The following is a 23,840-nucleotide window of genomic DNA, read 5'->3' as shown; positions in this document are numbered from 1 at the left end:
GATTTCCCGCATCGAGGTCTTGCGCGCCCGCACATGCTGTCACGATGCCTCAAGAAATTCGGAAACCAATTGACCACGGCTTTCACCAAGCCGTGGCTGTCGAGAACTCGGCATTCTATTTAGTTTTTACCCGAAATTAGTGCTCCGTGTCGAAGATTTATCCGTCTCGGCGAACGCATGGAGCGCATACGATGTGGACGATCAGGAAGCGGATGATTCTGATGGCCGTCTCTGCGGCCGCGGGCTTGACGATGCTGGGCGGCATTCAGCTGATCGCTGGCACGATCGTCCAGCAACGCGCTGAATCCGCCAACGTGCTGAGCACTGAGATCGCTCGTGTGGCTGAGATGCGGCTGGCCAATGTCGAGATGGTGCTAGCCGCGATGGACAGCATCATCGATAAGGCGGAAGGTGCGATTCAGCCTGAGCGCGCCGAGATAATTCACAATAACATAGCATTCATTCGCATAAACTATCCTGCGCTGCGCTCTGTTGCAGAGGCGGTCGGTTTTACCGATACATTGGCAACGTTTACGGAAGATCTTGACGAGGTCGGTGCAGCGATGGAGGTCGATCTCCCGCGGCTGATTGAGACCAATGCTGGGGACGAGGAATTCGCACGGCTGGACGATGTAATTGATGGAGCCGGCGAGCGTGTTGCGGAAACATTGGCATTCGTGGCCGACGCCGGCGAGGCGCAACTCCATGCGGAACTTGATGCTGCCAACGGCGCAATTTCGACCGCGACGCATGCAACGATTGCGGCTTTAGTCATTGCGTTGGCTCTGCTATTACCTTTGATGTTTTTTGTCACGCGTAGTGTCGTCGCGGCCTTGACAAGTTTGTCGTCGACAATGAAGCGTCTGGCCGGCGGCGATCTCAATGTTGAGATTCCATGGGTGGGCGCCGCGACGGAGATCGGGCAGATGGCATCGTCGGTGCAGGTGCTCAAGGACGCGGCGCTTGAAAAGCGCAGGCTCGAGCGGGCGAATGCCGAAGATCAGGAGCGCAGGGACGAGCAGTCGAAGAAACTCGTCGCACTGTGCGGCGCGTTTGAGAAGAGTTCGCAGGAGGCCCTGTCCTCGGTCGGAGCCTCTGCCAAAGAGATGCGCGATGCAGCCAACATGATGTCGTCCGATTCGATGGATGCTGCGCGCCGCCTTCAGGACGTGGCCGGCGCGTCCGACCAGGCCGCCGACAGTGTGAAGAGTGTTGCAGCCGCCGCGGAGGAACTCACGGCATCGGTCAATGAGATCGTGCGCCGAGTGGAGAAGTCGAGCCAGATCACCGGCAAGGCCGTCGACGAGGCCAGCCGGACCAGTGAAACGGTGCAGGGCATGGCGATGGCTGCGCAAAGGATCGGAGATGTAGTCAGCCTGATCAGCGCTATTGCCGAACAGACCAATCTGCTGGCGCTCAATGCCACGATCGAAGCGGCTCGGGCCGGTGAGGCGGGCAAGGGTTTCGCTGTTGTGGCGTCGGAGGTGAAGAGCCTTGCCACCCAGACCGCGAAAGCGACCGAGGAGATCGGCACGCAGATTGCCGACATGCAGAAGATCACGGGCGACAGCGTCAGCGCGATCGAGCGCATTTCCGCCATCATCGCCGAGGTAGGCAGCATCGCATCCGAGATTTCGGCCGCGGTTGAGAAGCAGGGTTCCGCAACCCTGGAAATCGCCCACAGCATCAACAACGCTGCGCAAGGGACACTGGAAGTATCCGACAACATCGGCAGCGTGTCCGAAAAGTCTGAGAACGTGGGGCGCTCCGCCGAGAATGTTCTCAAGACCAGCGGCATATTGGCGAGGCATGCGGATGCGCTTACGACAGAGGTTGCACAGTTCCTGACCAGCGTTCGCGCCGCGTAGCCGGAACAACCATCGACGATTCGTGCCGATCTCGTCAGTGCGCCGCTTTGCGTGCTGGCGGATGGACACACGGCTTCGCGCCGGTGCGGTTGTCTGGGCATCGCCTGAGTTGCCGGGATGCGGCTGACGATACCCGCCGGCACCGAACACGCCATGTTGGTGACCGACATCCGGGCGGACAATATCGGTTGCAGTTGCTGAGGTCGTCCCGGCATGAATGCCGCGCCCCGTATCACCGAGTGCGGCTGAGTCGGCTCGGCTCGCGGTCCGGATTCGCTCGTCTTGTACCTCGCCATTCTGCGCCCTCGCGTTCCGCGCCGCCTCGCCATTGCGCTGATCTTCGCGATTCACGGCCTGATCCAGGCCGGCCTGTTCTCCCGGCTGGCGGAGATCCAGCGCGGGGTCGGGCTGACCGAATCCGCGCTCGGCATCTCCATCGTCGGCATCCCGGCGGGCGTGCTGCTGGGCTCGCTGCTGATCAGCCCGGTGATCGAGCGTCGCGGCATCCGGCCGATGCTGCTGGTCGGCCTGCCATTCTATGCGCTGGGGCCGGTGCTGGCGGCGCTCGCGGTCGACGTGGCCACCCTGTTCGGTGCGCTGTTCCTGTTCGGGATCGGCCTGACGGTCACCAGCATCGCGATGAATGTGGAGTCGGATCGGGTGGAGGCGGCGACGGGCGGCCGGCTGATCAATCGCTGCCACGGCATGTGGAGCCTGGGCTTCCTCACCGCCAGCCTGATCGGCACCGGCGCGATTGCGCTGGGGCTGAGCCCGCTCATGCATCTCGTCGCGATGCTGCTGCTGTGGTCGACGGCGGCATGCGCGCTGGCCCGGTCCTATGCGCCGAGCCCGCCGCGGGCGCACATGCGGTCCGGGCCGGCCCGGCGCCTCGCCCTGCCGACGGCGGCGGTGCTGCTGATCATCGCCTTCGCGCTGTCGGGGATGCTGCTGGAAGGCAGCGCGCGCAACTGGTCGGTGATCTTCGTGCGCGACGTGTTCGACGCCGCCGACTGGGTGGCGGCGCTGGCGCTGCCGTCGTTCATCGCCGCCCAGACGCTGGGCCGTTTTCTCGCCGACCGCTGGGTCGACCGGCACGGCCCGGTGCGCGTCGCCGTCGCGATGGCGGCGGTCTCGCTGGTCGGGCTGGTCGCCGTCGCCAGCGGCCTGTCGGTCGCCGTGGCGCTGGCCGGCTTCTTCCTGATCGGGCTGGGCATCAGCACGGTCTATCCGCAGGCCTTCTCCGCCGCCGCGCGGCTGGGCGACCGGCCGGCGTCGGAGAACGTGGCCGCGATGTCGACCGTGCAGACGGCGATCGGCTTCGCCTATCCGCCGCTGTTCGGGCTGATCGCCACCGACCACGGCATCCAGACCAGCTTCGTCGCGGTGATGCCGCTGCCGCTGCTGGCCATGCTGCTGGCGCGCCGCTCGCTTGCGCAAAAGCCGGCGCGCGAGGCCGTTGGCGGCGGCGCGGCTTCTGCTATGAAGGGGCCGGGAAACACCAATAGGTCGAGGGGAACGGACCCATGAGCAAGCTCAGATTCGGAATTGTCGGCACCGGCTTCATCGCCGGCGCCATCGCCGACGCCATCGCCAGGTCGCAGTCCTGCACGCTCGCCGCCGTGTCCAGCCGCAGGCAGGCGACCGCCGACGCCTTCGTCGCGTCGCGGCCCGGCACCGCCGGGGTCGAGGGCTGGCAGGCGCTGGTCGCGCGCGATGACGTCGACGCTGTCTATGTCGCCACGCCGACGGTGGCGAAGGAGGCGATCGCGCTGGGCGCGGTGGCCGCCGGCAAGCACATCCTGGTCGACAAGCCGTTCATGAGTGCCGCCTCGGTCAGACGGATGAGCGAGGCCGCCGCCGCCGCCGGTCTGCTGTTCATGGATGCTACCCACTTCGTGCACAACCCGCGCACCATCGCGATCAAGAAGGCGATGGCGGACGAGGTCGGCAAGCCGCTGTCGCTGGCCACGGCCTTCTACTTCCGTTCGACGACATGAGCGGCAACATCCGGGTCGACCCGAGCCTGGAGCCGACCGGCACGCTGGGCGACCTGTCGTGGTATTCGCTGCGCGGCGGTGGAGTATCTGCTGCCGGAGGGCCCGATTGCCACCGTGGCGACCCACCGAGCGCGACCCCGGCACCGGCGCGCTGGTGCTGCTGACCGCGCCTGGTCGGCTTCAAGGCGGCCAGACCGCCGCCTTCAGCTCCGGCTATGCGGTCGGCGCCGCGGTGATGGACTTCGAGCTCTACGGCACCAGGGGCGTGGTCCGCATGGACGTTTCGTGCTCGACTGGAACAACAGCTTCGCCTTCAAGGACCCTTCGGCGAAGCTGGGCTACCAGAAGATCGCCGGCACCGGCGGGCGCGGCACCAGCCGCTTCGTCGAGATCGCTCCACAGGCCGGCCAGGAGATCCTGATGGTCGATGACTTCGCCGCATTGGTGGCGAAGCCGGATGCGAACCGCGCCGCCGCAGCCCATGCCAAGGCCACCGCGCAGACCCAGGACTATCTCGACACGGTCTGGGCCCACATCCAGAAGACCTGAGACCGTCGCAGCCGAGACCGCAGGCCCCGGATGTCGCTTCGCCCTCTCGGGCTGCGGGCTTCGGCGCGGCCTCAGCGGATGAAGCGCAGCGCAATCAGGTGGGCGGCGTGTCGGTGAGCCCCCCGGATGTCGCTTCGCCCTATCCGGGCTGCGCGGCCCGGTCAGGCGCGGCCGATCAACTGACGGACGAGACCGATCGGCGGGCGGGCGACCGCGCCGATCCAGCGGGCGAACGGCTCGTCCAGCACCTTGAGCGTCCGGCTGAGCACATAGGCCAGCATCGCCGCCTCCGCCGCGGCGGCGGCGATGCCGGCGCCGGGCAGGCCGATCAGCAGCATCAGCACCGCGGCGATCGCCACCGAGACGGCGTTGGCAACCACCAGCGCCCGGGCCATCCCATGGTGGCGGTTGGTGCCGTAGAACACCATCGAACTGGCGAACCACAGCGCGTAGCACAGCATCGCGGCCAGCAGCCCGGCGAACAGCCAGGGGTCGAGCGCCACCTTGCCGTGGGTCCACAGGTCGATGAACCAGGCACCGAGCAGCGCGAAGCCGGCGGTGGCGCACAGCGCCAGCCATAGCGCCACCTGGCACGCTCCCTCGTGCAGCCGGCGGATCAGCGCGGTGTCGCCCTTGCCATAGGCCATCGCGATCTCCGGCCGTACGGTCGAATAGTAGGCGCTGAGCAGCGTGTTGACGAAGCGGGTCATCATCCGCATGGCGTTGAACGCGGTCACCGCGGCCGGGCCCAGCACGGCGCCCACCACCAGCAGGATGCCCTGGATGTTGAGCGCCTGGCCGAGCGTGTAGACGACGAAGCCGAGCGCGGGCCTGAGCAGCTCGCGCACCCGCGCCGCGGTGACATGCCGGCGGCCGTAGGCGATCCATGGCGCGACGCGGCGCAGCCGCAGCCGCATCACGGCGAGCCCGGCCGCCTCGCCGCCGACCATCAGTGCGGCGGCGCCGACCGGGCCCAGGCCCGTCGCCGCGGCGAGGGCCAGCAGGCAGAAGTTGGTGAAGCTGATACCGGCCATCAGCATTGTCCCGAGGCCGTAGGCGCCCTCGCAGACGAAGCCGGCGTTGACCAGGCCGACCTGGATGCCGAGCACGACCAGCGCGATCTGCAGCGCGATGATCAGCCCGGCCTCGCCGTTGCCGAGGTGCACGAAGCCGAACCACTGCGCCATCGGCGCGGCCCAGGCGAACAGGCCGGCCACCAGCACCAGCACCAGGCTCATCCCGCCCAGCATCAGCAGGCTGGACTGGAAGGTACCCAGCGCGCGCGGCCGGTCCTCGCGCGCCACTTCCATCGTCATCTCGTTGATGGTGGCGGAGATGATGCCCAGGTCGGACAGCATCAGATAGGCGGGGATGGCGGTCAGCACCAGCCACTCGCCCATCAGTTCGACGCCCCAGAAGTGCAGCAGCAGCGGCACTGTCGCCAGCTGGATCAGGATGTTGATCGGCTGGACCAGCGCCTGCCCGCCCAGCCCCTTGACGAAGCGGGTTTTGAGGCTATGAGTCACCGCCGGCCGCTCCTGAACCGCTTCACCCGATCCGGCTTCCGCTCCGGCACAACAAAAAGAATCGGCACGTCCGCTTTCTCCGTGCGACTCGCGCGGGCGTTCGCGACAACGCCGCATGTTAGCTTTCGACGCTAAGCCTGTCGGGATACCGGCCGCTTAATGGCGCACGGCGCCGCGCAATCTGGGAAGGACATCACGATGACGATCCGCGCGCTGGTCTGGAACGAGAATGTGCACGAGCGCGAGAACCCGGCGGTGGCCGCGCTCTATCCCAAGGGCATCCATGGCTGCATCGCCGACGCGCTGAACGGCGCCGGCGGCATCAGCGCGGAGACGGCGACGCTGGAGCAGCCGGAGCACGGGTTGCCCGAGGCGCGGCTGGCCGAGACCGACGTGCTGTTGTGGTGGGGGCATCGCGCCCATGGCCATGTCCAGGACGCGGTGGTGGAACGGGTGCGCCGCAGGGTCTGGCAGGGCATGGGCCTGATCGTGCTGCACTCGGGCCATTTCTCGAAGATCTTCAAGGCACTGATGGGCACCCCCTGCTCGCTGAAGTGGCGCGAGGCGGGCGAGCGCGAGCGGGTCTGGGTGATCAACCGCAACCACCCGATCGCACAGGGGCTGGGCGAGCGCATCGAGTTGCCCAACACGGAAATGTACGGCGAGCCGTTCAACGTGCCCGAGCCGATGGAGACGGTGTTCATCAGCTGGTACGAGGGCGGCGAGGTGTTCCGCTCCGGCCTGACCTACCAGCGCGGCGCTGGCCGGGTGTTCTATTTCAGTCCCGGCCACGAGACCTATCCGATCTTCCACAACGCCGAGGTGCAGACCGTGCTGCGCAACGCGGTGCGCTGGGCCTACAACCCGGCGCCGGCCTGGGCCGACATCGAGGCGGCGCCCAACGTGCCGGTGGAGCGGTCGCTGGAGCCGCTGGAGGAGAAGGGGCTGAAGCTGCACAAGGCCGGCGAGAAGGGCTATCGATGAGCGCACGCAAGAACGCGGATCCGGTCAGGATCCTGATCCTCGGCACCGGCGCCATGGCCCAGCGCCATTTCGAGTTCTTCTCGGCCAACCCGGACAGCGTGGTGGTCGCCGGCATCGACCGCGATCCGAACCGCCTGGCCGGCTTCTGCGAGCACAACGGCCTGGGCCAGGGCTTCAACGACCTGGAGCCGGCGATCGCCTGGGGCCAGTTCGACGCGGTCGCCAACGTGACGCCCGACCCGGTGCACAAGGCGACCACCCTGCGGCTGGCGGCGGCCGGCCTCCCGGTGTTCTGCGAGAAGCCGCTGGCGGAGAACTACGCCGACGCGCTGGAGATGACCCACGCGATGGAAACCCGCGGGCTGATCAACATGGTCAACCTGCGCTATCGCGCGGTGCCGGAGATCGCGCAGGCCGCGAAGATGGTCGCCGAGGGCGCGATCGGCCAGGTCCGCCACGTGCAGGCGGCCTATCTGCAAAGCTGGCTGGTCGGCAACCAGTGGGGCGACTGGCGCACCGAGCCGCGCTGGCTGTGGCGCCTGTCCAGCCGTCACGGCAGCAAGGGCGTGCTCGGCGACATCGGCATCCATATCCTCGACACCGCCACCTTCGTGTCCGGACTGAAGCCGACCTCGGTGCACTGCCGGCTGCACACCTTCGACAAGGCGGAAGGCAACCGCATCGGCGACTACGAACTCGACATCAACGACAGCTTCGTGATGTCGCTGCAGCTGGAGGGCGGCGCGCTGGCGGCGATCCACGCCAGCCGCTTCGCCACCGGCTATGCCAACGCCAAGCAGGTCGGGGTCTACGGCACCACCGGCGGGCTGGAGATCGGCTTCGAGAGCGAGGTCTCGTCGCTGCGCGCGTGCACCGGCGACGACATCCACACCCAGACCTGGCGGCCGGTGGAATGCCCGCCGGTACCGCTGACCTACGACGACTTCGTCACCGCGGTGAAGACCGGCGTCAACGGCGAGCCGAGCTTCCGCCATGCCGCCGACCTGCAGCGGGTGCTCGACCTTTGCTTCGTCAGCGACGCCGACGGCATGACCCACGAGATATAGCGGAGCGTTCGCCTTGCTGGCCGACATGCCTGTGATCGCCTTCGCCGCGACGGCCATGCCGGCGGCGGCGAAGGCGTTCTACGGCGAGGTGCTCGGCCTACGGCTGGTCGAGGACAGCCCCTATGCCCTGGTGTTCGACGCCGGCGGCACGATGCTGCGCCTGCAGAAGCTGGCGGCGCATCGGCCGCAGGGCCATACGGTGCTCGGCTGGCGGGTCGACGATATCGCAGCCGCCGTCGATGGGTTGGCGGAGAAGGGCCTGCGGACCGAGCGCTTTGACGGTCTCGGCCAGGACTCGCGCGGCATCTGGCGCCCGGCGCCAGGCACCGCGGTCGCCTGGTTCAGGGACCCGGACGGCAACGTGCTGTCGCTGACCGCCTGGGACGCGACGCCCTGACCGCTATTGCATCCAGGTCGCGAGCGCGCCCTGCACCCCGGGGGTGAGGGCGATGCCGGAGATGCCGCGGGCCATCTGCAGGACCTGGACCGTGCCGGTGTCGACATCGACCAGGATCATTCCGCCGTGGGCGCCGCAGTCGTGCGCGCGGCAGCCGGTCGCAACCAGCACGTGACCGTCCACGAGCTCGCTCGGGAACACCACCTGCATGTCCTCGGCGAAGCTCGCATAGCCGTCGCCGAGCAGGCCGCGCAACTCCGATTCGAGCGCGGCGTCGGCCATGACGACGTCGGTGTACTGGCCGGCCATCGCGCGCAGGTGCGCGAGGTCGGCCGCCTGGGCCGGCGGCAGGGCGCCGGCGGTGGCGAGGGTTGCGAGGACCAGGGCCGCGGATGCGCGACGCATGATGGGTCAACTCCGTCCAATGGTGGTGCTGGGGGCGCCAGTTAGGCGCCGGATTGCGGTGGAATTGCGGTTCGCCTGCACGACGGGCAGATGCGCGCGGGGCGCCTCGCTGCCGGAGGCGCCCCGCGGTCGGCCGTGCGGTGGCGACGGTATCGCCTACTCGACGACCACTTCGGCATAGGTGCACAGGTCGACCCCCCACATCTCGAAGGTCTGGCCGTCGTGGTATTCCACCTGGATATCGAAGGTGCAGTGCGAGCCGTAGCCGTCCATCCCGACCTGGACGCTGCCGCCGGCGGGCAGGATCGCCTCGCCCAGCACGTCATAGCCCCAGTCGTCGGAGGTGTCGGGCGAGACGAACAGGTAGTAGATGTCGGCGTCGGTCTGGTTGTACAGCGTGAAATCGGTCTGACCGGCCTGGGCCGCCGACGCGGCGAAGCCGAGCGCGGCGGTGGCGGTGACAATGGCGGCTGCGGTGCGAATGGTCTGAAGCATGATCTTGTTTCCCCGTCTCGTCGCGAAGCCCCCATGCCTCGCGATGACGGGCAGATGGGCCCGCGGCGATCGGGCTGCTGTGACCCGGCTCACGCCGCCGTGATTGATCGCAGAATCGCCACATTGCCGCCCAGAAGTGCGCCGCCGGGCTCAGCCCGGATCGTCGTCGCGGTGCAGGTCCAGCCAGGCCAGCTCCTCCGCCGACAGCGCGACCTCGGCGCCAGGCAGGCTGTCCGCCAGTTCCGCCTCGGTGCGCGGGCCGATCAGGGCGAAGGACGGAAAGGGCTGGTTCAGCACGTAAGCGGTCGCGATCTGTGCGGCCGCGAGGCCGCGTCGCGCGCCGAGCCGCTCGGCCCGCCTTCGCCGCTCGCGGTTTTCAGGGCTGTCGAAGCAGTCCTCCGGGCGCGTGCCCGCGGCAAGCGGGGCGGCGCTGCCGGGCCGGTGGAAATAGCCGCGCGCCTGCGACGACCAGGCGAAATGGGCGGTGCGGGTCTCGGCGAGAAAGCGCAGCGTCGCGTCGTCTGACGCGGCGACGCTGCCGGGCCAGACCGGCCGCTGCATCCGCGCCAGCGACAGGTTGTTGCTGAGCGCGGCGAAGCGCCGCCTGCCATGGCGGTCGGCGTGCGCGTTGGCCTCGCGAAACCGTGCCACCGTCCAGTTCGACGCCCCGAACAGCCCGATCCGCCCGGCCGCCGCCTCGGCATCCAGCGCGTCGACGAATTCGCCGACCTGAATGTCGGGGTTGTCGCGATGCAGCAGATAGATGTCGGCCCGATCCAGCCGAAGCCGGTCGAGCGATTCGCCCAGCTGCAGCGACAGGTTCGCCGGGTCGCACCAGGGTGTGTGGGCGCCCTTGACGATCACCGTCACCGCACCGGTCAGCCGCTCGCGCGCCAGCCAGTCGCCCAAGGCGCGCTCGCACGCGCCCTTGCCGTAGATGTGGGCCGTGTCGAAGACGTTGCCCCCGGCCGCGATGAAGGCGGACCACAGGGCCGCACCGTCGTCGGCGTCGGTCTTGTTGTCGCAGCCCATGACCAGCGCCGAAAGCGGTCGGGCCAGGCCGTCGAGGCGGTGTTGGCGCATCCTGTCCTCCCGCCGGGCCGCTGTGCGCGGCCCGTGTGCCGGGAGTGAAGCACGGATGAGCCACCGTCCGCCACTGCCCGCCCGCCACGGCCCGCGCGGCGCTTGCCAACCGGTCGCGGGTGGTCGCGTGCTGTTGCCCAGGTCCGGCTGCATTGCGAGTCGCCATCTTGTCATTTGCCCATGTCGCGCCCGTCCTGCTGCTGATCGCCTCCAACGTGTTCATGACCTTCGCCTGGTACGGCCATCTCAAGTTCGCCGACCGGCCGCTCTGGCTCGTCGTGTTCGCGAGCTGGGGCATCGCCCTGGTCGAATACTGGCTGGCGGTGCCGGCCAACCGGCTCGGCCACCGGGTCTATTCCGCCGCCGAGCTGAAGACGATGCAGGAGGTGATCACGCTTGCGGTGTTCGCGGTGTTTTCGGTCGCCTATCTCGGCGAGCGGCTGAACCTCGGTCACCTGCTCGGCTTCGGCTGCATCGCGCTCGGGGCATTCTTGATCTTCCGCAATCCGTTCGGTTGAGGCGGCGCTAGGCTGTCGCCATGTCCGAATCGCCCGGCATGGCGCTGCATCGGCTGGTCGGCCTGCCGGCCGGGCCCGCGGCATTTGCCGCCATGCTGGCGCTGCCGCCGCCGCAGGACCTGAGCGACGCCGGCTGGCGCACCGCGGCGGTGGGCGTGCTGATGGCCATCTGGTGGATGACCGAGGCGCTGCCGCTGGCCGCCACCGCGCTGGTGCCGCTGGTGGCGCTGCCGCTGCTCGGCCAGGCGGGCGTTGCGCAGATGGCGGCGCCCTACGCCCATCCGCTGGTCTTCCTGTTCCTGGGCGGCTTTCTGCTGGCCCGTGCGATGAACGTCTGGGGCCTGGACCGGCGACTCGCGCTCGCCGTGCTGCGCGCCGCCGGGGCCAGCCCGCGTGGCGTCATCGCCGGCCTGATGGCGGTGACGGCCTTTCTCAGCATGTGGGTCAGCAACACCGCCACTGCGATGGTGATGCTGCCGATCGGGCTGTCGGTGGCCGCGGCGTTCGGCGAGGAGGGCGCGGAGCACGATGCCGCGGCGCCGGCGCTGCTGCTCGGCATCGCCTATGCGGCGACCATCGGCGGCATGGGCACGCTGATCGGCACGCCGCCCAACGCCCTGTTCGCCGCCTTCATGGCCGAGGAATATGGCATCGAGGTCGGCTTCCTGCGCTGGATGCTGGTCGGTGTGCCGGTGATGCTGGCGCTGCTGCCGCTGACCTGGCTGCTGCTGACCCGACTGGCGTTCCGCGTGCCTGCCGGTCACTCCGCCCGCATCGCGGCCGCGATCCGCGACCGCCATGCCGCGCTCGAGCCGGTCGGCCGGGGCGGCTGGATGGTGGCGGCGGTGATGGCGCTGGCCGCCCTCGCGTGGCTGGCGCGGCCATTGCTGGAGGCGTGGCTGCCGGCGCTGGGGCTGCTGTCGGACGCCGGCATCGCGATCTCCGGCGCGCTGCTGCTGTTCCTGCTGCCGGCGAACCTGCGCACCGGCCGCTTCCTGCTGTCCTGGCGCGAGGCGGCGACGATCCGCTGGGACGTGCTGATCCTGTTCGGCGGCGGGCTGGCGCTCGCCGAGGCGATCGGCGCCACCGACCTCGCCGACTGGCTCGGCGGGCGGCTGGCCGGGCTCGGCGCGATGCCGACCGTGGTGCTGCTGCTCGCCGTCGGCGCGCTGATCGTGCTGGTCGGCGAGTTGGCCAGCAACACCGCGATGGCCGCCGTGTTCCTGCCGGTCGCCGGCGCCACCGCGCTGGGCATGGGCGCCCCGGCGGCGACGCTGGCGCTGCCGGTGGCGCTGTTCGCCACCCTCGGTTTCATGCTGCCCGTGGCGACGCCGCCGAACGCGGTCGTGTTCGGCAGCGGCTCGGTGGAGATGCGCCACATGCTGCGTGCCGGCGCCGTCCTCGACCTGGTCGGCATCCTGGTGGTGACCGCCCTTGTGCTTGGACTCGGCGGCTGGGTGCTGCCGGGCTGAGTGTCGTGCCGGTCGGGGCGCCCGACCTGAATGCCACGTCACGTTAGAGACATGATATAGAAATGAGTGGTTCATTCATAATATTGCAGACATCGGTCCGATTTCTGACTTAATTCTCCGGCAGTAATATGCATTGCGTGAGCCGGACACGCCCGCACTACAGATTTCGAATTGGTATTGAATAAGTTCCGGCTGCACCGTTCCGAGGGCTGAGTTTGCCGTGCGCGGCGCAGGCCGTGCGCGAAATCCTTTTTCACGGCCGGTGTGGGGCCGGCGAGGGAGTTGTGCCATGGATCTCGTATTCTCCGTCAACGCCGCGACGCAGGACCTTCGTTACGGCGATCCCGCCACCGGCGCGCTGGCCACGATCCAGCCGCTGGGTTTCAGCTGCTCGCGGCTGGTGGTGATGCCCGACCAGCGCTTCGTCTATGTCACCGGCACCAAGCTGGTCGGCAAGGAACAGCATGCCTGGTTCGCCGCCTTTGACACCTGCGCGGGCGCGGTGACCAAGGAACTGGATCTCGGCCCGGGCTACGGCGGCCAGGCCGCGGTGCCCGGTGCAGTCGGCGGCACCCGCGCCTATGTGGCGATTTCACAGGCGTCGGGCACGATCGCCTCGGACACCGGGCCCTATGGCGGCTCCAACCGGATCGTCGCGGTCAACATCGCCAACCCGGCCGACCCGACACTGCTGCCCGGCGCGTTCCTGGTCGAGCCGGCCGCCGGGCCGAACCCGTACGGGACCCTGCATCTGGTCTGGTCGGCCCAGCGCGCCCGGCTCTACACCACCCATCGCGGCGCCAACATCCTGTTCTCGATCGATCCGCTTGCGGGCACGATCCGCGAGGAAACGCCGATTCCCAACCAGCCGACCGGGCTCGCGCTCAGCCGCAGCGGGTTCATCCTCTATGTCGGCCAACGGCTGTCCGGCACCATCACCGCGCTCGACATCGCCGGCCCGCAGGTGGCGTTCGGCGGAACGGTCAGCCTGCCGCAGGGTCTGTCGAACTCGGCGATCTACCTCGCTGTCGACGCGCAGGACCGCATCATCGCCACCTCGGCCCAGCGGCCGCATACGGTCGCCAACCCGAATCCGAACCCGAATCCCGTTCCCGGGCAGGTCTTTGTCGTCGATCTGCCCAGCGGCTCGTTGACGCCGCGCATCGTCGACGTGCAGGGCACCTGGCTGGGCCAGCCGGCGCCGACGCCGGACGGCACCCGCGTTTTCGTGCCGCGCGGCGACCAGAACGACCTGGTCGAGATCGATCCAGCCCCGAACCCGCCGGCGGTGATCGGCGCGCCGATCCAGGTCGGCCACAGCCCGACCGACGCGGTCGCCGTCGATCACGTCGCGGGACAGACCCTGACGGCGACGCCTGCCGCAGTGGCCGGAAACTGCAACGTGCCGCAGCAGGTGACGATCCGCGCCTTCGACGCCTGCGGCAACGAGCGGCAGGGCGTGGCGATCGTGCCGGTGACCGGCGGCGGCAATCCGCTGGTGCTGCCGGCGCAGGCGGTCACGCCGGCGGTGTTCGACGTGCACTGCACCCAGCACGGCAGCGGCGCGGTCTCGTTCGCGACCGTCGCGTTCCCGTTCACCTCGATCGCCGTGCCGGTCGACTGCCAGTGCCCGGTGATGCACTGCCTGCGTTTTTTCAACGCGCAGGCGGCGCCGATCGCGCCGAGCCACCTGGCCGGGGTCATCCCGGTGACGGTGTTGCAGCCGGGCATCTACCAGGGGCCGCAGATCTTCGGCGACATCCTGCAACTGCGCCACGCCACGCTGCGGTTCCGGATGCCGCCCGGCAAGCCGGCCAGCCGGCTGGTGGTCCGCTACACCCGCCACGACACCATGTCGCAGGCCGAACTGGCGACGGTGACGCATGCCGCCGGCATCACGCCGGTGGGTAACACGGCGGCCGGCATGCGCCGCGGCGACTTCGAGATCGTCGCGATCTTTGCCGGCATCACCGAGTGGACGCTGACCGGCGGGGCGGAGACGTGGATCCGCGAGATCTGCGTCGAGGCGGCGCCGGATCTGGTGCCGCCCGGACCGTGACCGGCACGGGCCGGCGGCGGCGCGGGGCGGCCCGCGCCGCCCTTCGCGCTGCCCGCAAGCTATTGACACCCGTCGAGGGCGGTCCATACCGTTGCCGAGCGGCAGCCAATCGACCGTGCACGCCACCTGCCGCTGCGTTGCGGTTCCTGCGACGGGGCGGGCGGCGCGATACGGCTCGCGTGAAATCCGCCGCCGGCGCACCGCCGTGCGGTACGGCACTGCGAATCATGGGGAGGGAAAGCAGGTGAAAGTCGAAGTCTACAACCGGTTGATGGCGATGCAGTCCAGCCGGCGCCGGGTGCTGAAGGGTGCGGCGGGCGCGGGCGCGCTGGCCGTCGGCGGCGTCGCGGCGCTGCGCACGGCGTCGAAGCCGGCCTTTGCCCAGTCCGACCTGCGCGCCGAGATCCTGAAGATCCCGGGCGTCGGCATGGGCTCGCCGACGGACGCGGACTGGCAGAAGGTCGGCGAGCTGTGCCTCGGCCCGACCAAGGAGGTGGTGCAGGAAGGCGAGTTCGCCGGGGTCGAGCTGACCTTCATGGGCCTCAACAACCAGAACCTGCACAACCTGCTGTTCCGCGGCTTCCTGCGGCCGTGGGAGGACTACACCGGCGCCAAGATCACCTGGATCGACCTGGCCCAGGCCGACTACAACCCGCGCCTGCAACAGGCCATCGCCACCGGCACCGTCGATTTCGACATCATCGAGATGGGCGCGCCGGTCGAGGGCGACGTCTGCGGCAAGGGCCTGGCCTCGGAGATGCCGGATTGGGTCAAGGGCCTGATCGACATGGACGATTACGTCGGCTACCTGCAGGCGCCGGTCGGCACCTGGGACGGCAAGACCTATCGCATCTCGATCGACGGCGACTGCCACACCTTCAACTACCGCACCGACTATTTCGACAACGACGAGCTCGCCGCCGCCTGGGAGGCCGAGGGTCACCAGGGCGCGTGGGAAGTGCCGACCACCTGGCAGAAGGTGCAGGAGGTCACCAGCTTCCTGAAGGGCAAGACCGATCCGTTCGGGCTGGAGGCTTACGGCTATCTCGACCCGTTGAAGGGCTGGGGCGGCTTCGGCTTCTACTTCCTCGGCAGCCGCGCTACCGCCTATGCCAAGCATCCCGACGACCCGGCCTGGCTGTTCGACGTCGACACCATGAAGCCGCGGATCAACAACCCGGCCTGGGTGCGCGCGATCCAGGACGTGCTCGACGTGATGGACGCCCAGCCGCCGGACCAGATCAATGCCGACCCCGGCACCACCGGCTTCCAGCAGTTCCTGGCCGGCACCGGCTCGATGCTGTCGTGGTGGGGCGACATCGGCTCGAACGCGCAGACCTCCGACAGCTCGGTGGTCGGCGACGTGGTCGGCTTCTCGATCCTGCCCGGCTCGGACGACGTCTACAATGCGGCGACCGGCCAGTGGGACACCCTGGCGGGCGGCCCGAACTTCGCGCCGAACATGGCCTATATCGGCTGGGGCGTGTACGTGATGGCGCGGGTCGACAGCGACTCCAAGAAGCAGAAGGCGGCCTGGAGCGCGGCGGCGCATATCGGCGGCAAGGACATCTCGCTGTGGTGCGCGGCCTATCCGTCCGGCTTCCAGCCGTACCGCAACTCCCACTTCATCATTCCGGAGTGGACCGAGGCGGGCTACGAGGAGGGCTTCATCAGCGACTACCTCGCCTCCGAGGCCGACAGCTACAACCATCCGAATGCGGCGATCGAACCCCGCATCCCGGGCATCTTCCAGTACTACAGCGTGGCCGAGGACGAGCTGGCCAAGATCTACGCCGGCCAGATGGACGCCCAGACCGGCGCCGACGCCATCGCCGAGGCCTGGGAGAAGATCACCGACCAGATCGGCCGTGACCGGCAGATCGCGCTGTACAAGGCCTCGCTCGGCCTGTAGCGGCGCCTGACGGAGTGAACGTCGTGGCCGGCGGTGCACAGCGCCGCCGGCCACCGCTTTTGCCGGCCGCCCAGGACGGGGCGCCGCTGGATACCGAACGCAGCCGATGAGCCAGGCCATATCGACCGCCAACCGCCCCGGCGCGGGCGGCTACGACATCGTCCCGCCGGGCCGCAAGGCCGCCGGCAGGGCGCTGATCGTGTTCGCCTCGCTGCTGCTGGTCGCCATGCTGGTCGTCCAGATTCTGAACGCCAACGGGACCGTCGACCTTGGCTTCGAGAGCTGGCGGCCGCTGCTCTATGCCTATCTGGTCTGGGCGGTGGCGGTCGGCGTCGGCCAGGTGATGATCCGCGGCGACATGGGCTGGAAGGCCCTGTTCGTGCTGCCGGCGGTGCTGTTCACCATCTCGATGGTGATCTTCCCGACTTTCTTCGGCCTCTACATCGCCTTCACCGACTGGAACCTCAGCTCGTTCGAGGGGCGTCAGTTCAACGGCCTCGACAACCTCGATGCCCTGTTCGCCGACCCGTTCTACGGCAATGCGCTGCTGAACATGGTCTGGTACGTGCTGTCGGTGCTGGTTGAATACTGCATCGCCTTCGGCCTCGCCCTGCTGCTCAACGCCCAGATCCGCGCCCGCAAGTTCTTCCGCGTGGTGTTCCTGCTGCCGTTCATGCTCAGCCCGGTCGCGGTCAGCTGGATGATCGGCAAGTCGATGATGGAGATCCGCTTCGGGCCGCTGGCCAACTTCGCGCGGTTCCTCGGCTGGGACAGCCCCGCCTTCTTCTCCGACCCCATCGTCGCCAAGCTGTCGATCATGCTGATGGATGCCTGGATGTTCATCCCGTTCATGATGATCCTGCTGCTGGCCGGCCTGCAGGCCCTGCCCAAGGACGTGACCGAGGCGGCCAAGGTCGACGGCGCCAGCCCCTGGCAATCGTTCTGGCGCATCGTGTTTCCGTTGATGCTGCCGGTCAGCGTCACCGCCATCGTGCTGCGGATCATCTTCAAGCTGAAGCTGGCCGACATCATCATCAACGTCACCTCGGGCGGGCCCGGCGGGGCGACCGACAGCGTCACCAGTTTCATCTTCCGCGAATACCGCGACCGCTCCAACGTCGGCTACGGCACCATGCTGGCCGAGTTCTATCTGGTGCTGATCATCATCTTCATGCTTTCGCTGCTGAAATTCGTCGGCCGCTGGATGCGGCGGCTGGGATGAGCGCTATGACCAGCGCTGGCAAGACCAACGCATCATCCCCGGGGTCGACCCGGGCAGCTCATGCCGCGCGTGCGCTGGCGGCGACGGGTGTCGGAGCCCTTTCCGCTGAACGTCCCCGGATCGAGCCCGGGGACGACGTGTTCCGTTTCCGGGAGGCGTGCCAGTGGCAACGATAGCCCAGCCCGCCGCGCGCACCCGTGGCGCGCACCACGACTCCACCCGTGTGCTGCGCATCGTCTCGCGCACCTGCATCTACGGCGCGCTGTGCCTGTGGGCCTTCGTCAGCCTGTTCCCGATCTATTGGACCCTGACCACGTCGTTCAAGACGGCGCGCGATGTGCAGCGCGGCGCGCTGGTGCCGTTCCTGGACTACGAACCGGCCTGGATCGGCTGGAAGTCGCTGGGCCTGTCGCCCGACACCATCTTCGAGACCTCGACCGTGCGCGAGGAGTTCCTCGCCCGGTTCGTCAATTCGATCATCGCCTCGGTCGGCGCGTCGCTGCTGGCCATCGTGATCGGCGCGCTCGCCGCCTATGGCCTGTGCCGGTTCCAGTACAAGTTCGGCCCGTTCCGCAACAAGGACATCTCGTTCTTCTTCCTGTCGCAGCTGATCCTGCCGCCGGTGGTGCTCGCCCTGCCGTTCCTCGTGCTCTACAAGGAGGTGGCGATGCTCGACACCTCCGTCGGGCTGATCCTGCTCTATGCGCTGATGGTTCTGCCGATCGTGGTCTGGATCATGCGCGACCAGTTCCAGACCATTCCGGCCGAGCTGGAGGAAGCGGCACTGGTCGACGGGCTGGGCCCCTGGGGCGCCTTCTTCCGCATCGTCCTGCCGATCTCGCTGCCCGGCATGGTCGCCGCCTTCATCCTCAGCCTGGTGCTGTGCTGGAACGAGTATTTCTTCGCCGCCCTGCTGACCAGCACCGATGCCAAGACGCTGCCGGTTATGGTGGCCAGCCAGACCGGCAGCCAGGGGATCAACTGGTGGTCGATGGCCGCGCTGTCGACGGCTGCGATCGCTCCTCTGGCCATCGTCGGCATCATCCTCGAGCGCTACATCATCAAGGGGTTGTCGACCGGCGCCGTGAAGTGACGCCGGTCGCGATCCTACTGCGGCTGCAGCACGCCTTCGAACAGCTCCGTGCCGTCTAGCGGGTGGACCGGGGTGGCGACCGTCTGGCTGAGCTCGATCATCGGTTGGCAGAGCTGGACACGGCCGGAACGGATCAGTCCCGGTTGTCGCGGGTCTTCGACGTTGCAGGTTCGCCCTTCCAGGGCGGCGCAGCCGAAGCCGCCCGCGTTGTAGATCAGGTTCGGCACGATTGCCCCACCATTTGCGCCGAGATCACACAGGCAGCTGCAGCTGGTGGCATCGGCACCGCCATTGTCCAGCGCCGTTGCCGGTGCCATGCCGGCGATGGTCATGATGGCGGCACATCCTAGTACAATCCGAATGGTCATGCTGTCGCTCCGGATCGCGCACGGAGCGGAATGCTCCGGCTGAGCTCCGTAGGACGCATCGGTCGCGGTCCGGCGTTCAACGCGTGATGTGATCGCGCGCACAGCAACAGCGCTCAGCGGCGCCGGGCACGGTCGAGTCCGACTTCTTGCGGTCCGGCCGGCGCCGAATGCGCTTCGGGTTGCGGCTCAGCCGCCGAAGATGACCGCGTCGGGGACCACGTAGCGCTCGGCGCCGATGAATACGATGGTGTCGTCGCCGTCCCGGGTCGCGGAGAATTCGCCGGGGTCGGCCTCACTCACGTCATAGCCCGTGGCGGCGCCGTCCGCGAAAAAGATGGCCCGGGTGCGGCCGTCGGGTTTCGTCACTATCACGCTGCCCGAACCGTTGCCCTCGCGAATGACGCCGAACGGACACATGCCGGTCGCCGCATCTGCACCGATGGTGCATTCGATGTCGCCGGTCGCGTGATAGTTGGTTCCCGCAACCAGCGCGTCGGTCTCGGCCGTCGCCGCTGGCGCCGAGCCCTGTTGCGGCGCGCCCGACTGGCAGGCGACCAGTGCCAGGGCCATGATCATGCCCAGAGGGGCGGTGATGTGGATACTCATCGGGGACCTCCACTCTTGGTTGCTCTCTCGACTGCGCCGGCCAAACGACCATGGCACGGCGCAACGATGCCCCGGCTGACTTCGGCCGGGTGACGCACCGAAAGGTTTGCAGCCGATGGGGCGCCTGGCAATTGATGCGGCGCAAATCGCCGGCTCTGTGTTGCGGTCCCGCTAACCCCAATGCCGGCCTCAGTCTATCATGGCCCGGCGCGGAATCGGGGGAGGGGAGCGATGCCGAACACGCCGGAGCCGGTCGAAACCAAGGTGTTCACCGATATCGACTATGACCGGCAGGGCCGGCAGGTCTCGGTGCTGCGCGTGCCCAATTCCAACAACCTCAGCGGCTGGGGCACCGTCGGCGTGCCGATCGGGGTCGTGGCCAACGGCGACGGGCCGACCGTGCTGCTGACCGGCGGCGTGCACGGCGACGAGTACGAGGGCCAGATCACCCTGGTGAAGCTGTTGCGCACGCTGGAGCCGGCTTCGATCCGCGGCCGCGTCGTCGTTATTCCGGCGCTGCACTTTCCGGCCGCGATGGCCGGCAGCCGGATGTCGCCGATCGACGGCCGCGACATCAACCGCTGCTTCCCCGGCGACCCCTATGGCAGCTTTGCCCAGGTGCTGGCCCACTATGTCGCGCATGTGATCGTGCCGCGCGTCGACGCGCTGTTCGACGTGCATTCCGGCGGACGCGGCCTGAACATCGCCCCGTCGACCTGCGCCCACCACAGCGCCGACCCGGCCATGATGGCGCGGCTGGAGGCGCTGGCGCGGGCCTGCGGCGCGCCGACCCACATGTTCCTGAAGAGTGTCGACGAGAACCGCACGCTGCCGTCGGCGGCGGAACGGCGCGGCATCCTGTCGATCTCGTCGGAGTTCGGCGGCGGCGGCATCGTGCAGCTGCCGGCGCTGCAGGCGGCCGAGCGCGCGGTGCACAACTTCCTGGTCCATCTCGGCGTGCTGCAGGCCGACCCGATCGCGCCGCCGGCACCGACCCGTCTGGTCGAGACGCCGGACCTGGGCGCCTTCACCTTCGCGCCCTGTGCCGGCATTTTCGAGCCCTATCATGCGCTCGGCACCGCGGTGGAGAAGGGGATGCCGGCCGGCGCGATCCACCTGATCGAGGCGCCGACGGCGGAACCGCATGTGGTCAGCTACGGCGCCAGCGGCATGCTGTGGTGCACCCGCGGCGCCGGCCGGACGGAGCCCGGCGATCCGGTCGCCATCGTCGCGGCCGACTGGAACGGCTAGCGGCGGTACGCACCCGCCGGCGAATTCCGCCGCAGGCCCGACACACTGCGGCGTTTTCGGGGAAATCGCCGCCACGATCGCAGGAATCCGACCCGGCCTTCGGTAGCACGGGCGCTGCCTTGTGCAGCGCCGTCAACCGATGCCGCTTGCCCCAGACCGGGTGCGCCCGGCCAAGCGGCGCTTGGAGTGTTCAGCCATGGCCACCTTCACCGGCACCGCCGGCGTCGACTCTTTCGTCGGCACCGACTTCGTCCAGGACATTTTCTACTTCGATCCGACCACGCTCGCTGGTACCGACATCGTCGTCGGCGGCGCCAACACCGGCACAATGGGCGACGTAATGCATCTCGGCGCCGGGACCTACCTGGCCGCGGACTTCGGCGGCGTCAGCGGCATCGACACCATCTGGCTCGACGGGGCCTCGACCCTGTTCATCGACAGCGCGCTGATCGCCCAGGGCGGGATCGCGGCCGACGACGGTCGTCTCAACGTCCGCACCAGCGGCGGCGACGACGTGGTCGACGCGTCCGGCGCCAGCGGCAACGGCCTCAACGTCACATTCATGGGCGGCAACGATATCGTCATCGGCAGCGAGGAGGCCGACGCCTTGTTCTTCTTCCTGACCGCATCGGGCAACGTCACCTTTTCCGCCGGTGGCGGCGACGACGTCGCCTATGTCGGCGGGTCGCTGACCGGGCCTGGCGTGCATGCGCTCGACGGCGGCACCGGCGTCGACGAGGTGCATTTCGCCGGCACCGGTGCGCTGGTGCTCGACCTCAACGCAGCCGGCAGCCAGTTCGACATCGGCGGCGTCCACCAGGGAAGCGTCGCCAACTTCGAGCGCTATTATGCGCAGACCGACAGCGCCACCATGCTCGGTTCCTCCGACGCCGACGCGTTCTTCGGATCGGACGGCGGCGACACGCTGTTCGGCCGCAACGGCGACGACACCCTGTCGGGCGAAGCCGGCGACGACACGCTGCGCGGCGGCAACGGCGACGACATCCTCGATGGCGGCGAGGGCATTGATACCGCCGACTACGGCAACACCCGCGACCTGCTCGACATCGACCTCGAGCGGGCAGGCCCGCAGGCGACCGCCGGCGGCAGCACCGGAGTCGACACGCTGATCGGCATCGAGAACGTGATCGGCGGTGCCGGCGCCGACCTGATTTCCGGTGATGCCAATGGCAATCGCCTCGAAGGCGGCGGCGGGTTCGACACGCTCGACGGCCGCGACGGCGACGACCTGCTGTACGGCAACGCCGGTGCCGACACGCTGTTCGGCGGGCTTGGCGACGATACGCTGTTCGGCGGGTCGGGCAACGACATTCTTGACGCCGGCACCGGCAACGACACGCTGCGTGGCGGCAGCGGCTTCGACACCGTCGACTATTCCGCTGCGGCAGTGCATCTCGACGTCAACCTGTTCACCGGCATCGCCACCGATGGCGTCGACCGGTTCCATACGATATCCGCTGTCGAGGCGGTCGTCGGCGGCAGTGCCGACGACAACCTGACCGGCGACAATGGCGACAACGTGCTGGAGGGGCGCGCCGGCGGCGACATCCTGGTCGGCATGGACGGCGCGGATACGCTGATCGGCGGCTCGGGCCTGGATACGCTGATCGGCGGGACCGGTGCCGACACCTTCGTCTTCTCCGACACCGGCGACGGCTTCGGCGACGATGTGGTCGACGATTTCGAGGACGGGATCGACCTGCTGCAGTTCTTCGGCGTGGATTCGGTGCTGGTCAACGATGTCGGCGCCAATGCGCAGATCACGATGTACGACGCCGCTGGCAGCATCCTCGACACCGTCGTGCTGAACAACGCGGCCGGCCTGATCGACGCCGCCGACTACACCCTGATTCCCTGACCGTGGCGATGCGCCGGCCGCTTCTGGGGGGCGGCCGGCAGCGCGGGGGCCGGTGCCCTGGCCGGCTCCCGCAGCCCTTCTGCCATACGCCCCGGCTGGCCGTCCCGCGCCGCCGCGCTAGATCCCTGCGCGGCGGCGCGTTTGCATGGCTGCCGGCAGCGACGGGGAGGATGGGATGGACAGCGCCGACGGCGCCGCACCACGCACACGCAGGGACTGGGTGGGGCTCGGCGTTTCGCTGGCGCTGGTGCTGGTCGTCTCGGTGGTCGGCGGACTGGTCACGGCCGACAGTGTCGAGGGATGGTACCGAACGCTCGAGAAGCCGGCATTCAACCCGCCGGACTGGCTGTTCGGTCCGGTCTGGACCCTGTTGTATGTGATGATGGCGGTGGCCGCCTGGCGCGTCTGGCGCCGCGCCGGCTGGCGCAACGGCCGCGCCGCACTCGGCCTCTACGGGGCGCAGCTCGCGCTCAACCTGGGCTGGACCCTGCTGTTCTTCGGCGCGCAGCGGCCGGCCTGGGCACTGGCCGAGCTGGTCGTCCTGTTCGCGGCCATTGCCGTCACCGCCCTGGCCTTCTTCCGGCACGACCGCGTCGCGGCGCTGCTGCTTGCCCCCTACGCCGCCTGGGTCGCCTTCGCCGGCGTGCTGAACGCGGCCATCGTCTGGCTCAACTGAGCCGCGGTCAGACCTTCAGCCGCGCGCGCCGTTCCAGGCTCGCCGCCGGCCACAGCGCCGCAACGTCGTAGTAGGCGTCGAAGGCCGGGACACCCGGCGGCAGCGCGACCCACGGCAGCTTCGATGCGGTGTAGATGTGGACGTCCGGCGGCAGCGCCGCCGGATCGTCGAGCGTGCCGACGCGCAGGAACAGCAGCACCTTTCGCCGGCCGTAGTCGCTCCACAGCGCGGTGCGGCACGCGGGGCAGCGGTGGATGTCGTGCGGACGCCCGCTGGTGGTCGGCACCGGCACCGCCTCCGTCGCGCCTGACCGCAGCGTCAGCCGGTCGGCTTCGGTCAGCGCATTGATGACGAAGGCGCTGCCGGTGTGGCGCTGGCACTCGTGGCAATGGCAGCAGTGCACGAACATCGGC

At 68.6% G+C, this 23,840-nt stretch carries 23 protein-coding genes; 16 read left to right on the top strand and 7 right to left on the bottom strand.

Annotated elements, in window-relative coordinates:
• Positions 1-191 precede the first annotated feature (191 nt).
• From R3F55_24505 to R3F55_24490, 4 genes are all read left to right on the top strand, one after another.
• Positions 192-1,868 carry a methyl-accepting chemotaxis protein gene (locus R3F55_24505; GenBank protein ID MEZ5670538.1) on the top strand — a complete coding sequence of 559 codons (1,677 nt, stop codon included), beginning with the start codon at positions 192-194 and terminating at the stop codon, positions 1,866-1,868.
• A gap of 282 nt (positions 1,869-2,150) precedes the next feature.
• Positions 2,151-3,395, top strand: coding sequence for an MFS transporter (locus tag R3F55_24500; protein MEZ5670537.1), 1,245 nt, complete (start codon positions 2,151-2,153; stop codon positions 3,393-3,395).
• The gene (locus tag R3F55_24495) at positions 3,392-3,865 is read left to right on the top strand and encodes a Gfo/Idh/MocA family oxidoreductase (protein MEZ5670536.1); all 474 of its coding nucleotides are present in this window, start codon (positions 3,392-3,394) and stop codon (positions 3,863-3,865) included. Before R3F55_24500 ends, R3F55_24495 begins: the two co-directional genes overlap by 4 nt.
• A 285-nt stretch (positions 3,866-4,150) precedes the next feature.
• Positions 4,151-4,414, top strand: a complete 264-nt coding sequence (locus R3F55_24490; GenBank protein MEZ5670535.1) for a hypothetical protein — start codon at positions 4,151-4,153, stop codon at positions 4,412-4,414.
• A 161-nt stretch (positions 4,415-4,575) separates the two neighbouring features.
• Here the strand turns inward: R3F55_24490 and R3F55_24485 are convergent, their stop codons facing one another.
• Positions 4,576-5,940 (bottom strand): hypothetical protein, encoded by a 1,365-nt coding sequence (locus tag R3F55_24485; GenBank protein MEZ5670534.1) that lies wholly within the window; start codon positions 5,938-5,940, stop codon positions 4,576-4,578.
• Positions 5,941-6,138: 198 nt separating this feature from the next.
• Between R3F55_24485 and R3F55_24480 the strand changes: the two genes are divergently transcribed.
• The 3 genes from R3F55_24480 to R3F55_24470 are packed head-to-tail and all read left to right on the top strand — an operon-like array spanning position 6,139 to position 8,388.
• Complete coding sequence (locus tag R3F55_24480; GenBank protein MEZ5670533.1) at positions 6,139-6,924, top strand: ThuA domain-containing protein; 786 nt, start codon at positions 6,139-6,141, stop codon at positions 6,922-6,924.
• On the top strand, positions 6,921-7,991 hold the full coding sequence (locus tag R3F55_24475) for a Gfo/Idh/MocA family oxidoreductase (GenBank protein MEZ5670532.1): 1,071 nt from the start codon (positions 6,921-6,923) through the stop codon (positions 7,989-7,991). Before R3F55_24480 ends, R3F55_24475 begins: the two co-directional genes overlap by 4 nt.
• A 13-nt stretch (positions 7,992-8,004) precedes the next feature.
• Positions 8,005-8,388 carry a VOC family protein gene (locus tag R3F55_24470; protein MEZ5670531.1) on the top strand — a complete coding sequence of 128 codons (384 nt, stop codon included), beginning with the start codon at positions 8,005-8,007 and terminating at the stop codon, positions 8,386-8,388.
• Between the two features lie 3 nt (positions 8,389-8,391).
• Here R3F55_24470 and R3F55_24465 read toward each other — a convergent pair whose 3' ends face one another.
• From R3F55_24465 to R3F55_24455, 3 genes are all read right to left on the bottom strand, one after another.
• Positions 8,392-8,793 (bottom strand): hypothetical protein, encoded by a 402-nt coding sequence (locus R3F55_24465; GenBank protein ID MEZ5670530.1) that lies wholly within the window; start codon positions 8,791-8,793, stop codon positions 8,392-8,394.
• 156 nt (positions 8,794-8,949) lie between these two features.
• Positions 8,950-9,288, bottom strand: a complete 339-nt coding sequence (locus R3F55_24460; protein MEZ5670529.1) for a hypothetical protein — start codon at positions 9,286-9,288, stop codon at positions 8,950-8,952.
• A 150-nt stretch (positions 9,289-9,438) separates the two neighbouring features.
• On the bottom strand, positions 9,439-10,371 hold the full coding sequence (locus R3F55_24455) for an aldo/keto reductase (GenBank protein MEZ5670528.1): 933 nt from the start codon (positions 10,369-10,371) through the stop codon (positions 9,439-9,441).
• Between the two features lie 164 nt (positions 10,372-10,535).
• Between R3F55_24455 and R3F55_24450 the strand changes: the two genes are divergently transcribed.
• The 6 genes from R3F55_24450 (at position 10,536) to R3F55_24425 (ending at position 18,647) form a co-directional block, all read left to right on the top strand.
• Positions 10,536-10,889, top strand: coding sequence for a DMT family protein (locus R3F55_24450; GenBank protein ID MEZ5670527.1), 354 nt, complete (start codon positions 10,536-10,538; stop codon positions 10,887-10,889).
• Between the two features lie 20 nt (positions 10,890-10,909).
• Positions 10,910-12,361: a DASS family sodium-coupled anion symporter gene (locus R3F55_24445; protein ID MEZ5670526.1), complete on the top strand. Its 1,452-nt coding sequence runs from the start codon at positions 10,910-10,912 to the stop codon at positions 12,359-12,361.
• Between the two features lie 289 nt (positions 12,362-12,650).
• Positions 12,651-14,420: a hypothetical protein gene (locus R3F55_24440; GenBank protein ID MEZ5670525.1), complete on the top strand. Its 1,770-nt coding sequence runs from the start codon at positions 12,651-12,653 to the stop codon at positions 14,418-14,420.
• Between the two features lie 244 nt (positions 14,421-14,664).
• Positions 14,665-16,332, top strand: coding sequence for a sugar ABC transporter substrate-binding protein (locus R3F55_24435; GenBank protein ID MEZ5670524.1), 1,668 nt, complete (start codon positions 14,665-14,667; stop codon positions 16,330-16,332).
• Positions 16,333-16,438: 106 nt separating this feature from the next.
• Positions 16,439-17,554: a sugar ABC transporter permease gene (locus R3F55_24430; GenBank protein MEZ5670523.1), complete on the top strand. Its 1,116-nt coding sequence runs from the start codon at positions 16,439-16,441 to the stop codon at positions 17,552-17,554.
• Between the two features lie 223 nt (positions 17,555-17,777).
• Positions 17,778-18,647, top strand: coding sequence for a carbohydrate ABC transporter permease (locus R3F55_24425; GenBank protein MEZ5670522.1), 870 nt, complete (start codon positions 17,778-17,780; stop codon positions 18,645-18,647).
• A gap of 14 nt (positions 18,648-18,661) precedes the next feature.
• On the opposite strand, the gene R3F55_24420 is transcribed toward R3F55_24425, so the two are convergent.
• Positions 18,662-18,979 (bottom strand): hypothetical protein, encoded by a 318-nt coding sequence (locus R3F55_24420; GenBank protein MEZ5670521.1) that lies wholly within the window; start codon positions 18,977-18,979, stop codon positions 18,662-18,664.
• A 222-nt stretch (positions 18,980-19,201) separates the two neighbouring features.
• Positions 19,202-19,621, bottom strand: coding sequence for a hypothetical protein (locus R3F55_24415; GenBank protein ID MEZ5670520.1), 420 nt, complete (start codon positions 19,619-19,621; stop codon positions 19,202-19,204).
• Between the two features lie 231 nt (positions 19,622-19,852).
• Here R3F55_24415 and R3F55_24410 point away from each other — a divergent pair, with 231 nt between their 5' ends.
• The 3 genes from R3F55_24410 to R3F55_24400 all read left to right on the top strand — a co-directional run bounded on the left by R3F55_24410 (position 19,853) and on the right by R3F55_24400 (position 23,427).
• Positions 19,853-20,872: a succinylglutamate desuccinylase/aspartoacylase family protein gene (locus tag R3F55_24410; GenBank protein MEZ5670519.1), complete on the top strand. Its 1,020-nt coding sequence runs from the start codon at positions 19,853-19,855 to the stop codon at positions 20,870-20,872.
• A gap of 196 nt (positions 20,873-21,068) precedes the next feature.
• Complete coding sequence (locus tag R3F55_24405; GenBank protein ID MEZ5670518.1) at positions 21,069-22,751, top strand: calcium-binding protein; 1,683 nt, start codon at positions 21,069-21,071, stop codon at positions 22,749-22,751.
• Between the two features lie 175 nt (positions 22,752-22,926).
• Entirely contained in the window at positions 22,927-23,427 is a 501-nt protein-coding gene (locus R3F55_24400; GenBank protein ID MEZ5670517.1) for a TspO/MBR family protein, read from the top strand.
• Positions 23,428-23,434: 7 nt separating this feature from the next.
• Here R3F55_24400 and R3F55_24395 read toward each other — a convergent pair.
• The coding region (locus R3F55_24395) for a GFA family protein (protein ID MEZ5670516.1) at positions 23,435-23,840 on the bottom strand (406 nt) is incomplete at its 5' end.

The sequence above is a fragment of the Alphaproteobacteria bacterium genome (assembly GCA_041396705.1).
In the GTDB taxonomy this organism is placed as follows: domain Bacteria; phylum Pseudomonadota; class Alphaproteobacteria; order CALKHQ01; family CALKHQ01; genus CALKHQ01.
The sequence above is the reverse complement of the archived record's forward strand: the minus strand, read 5'-3'. Positions and strand labels throughout refer to the sequence as shown.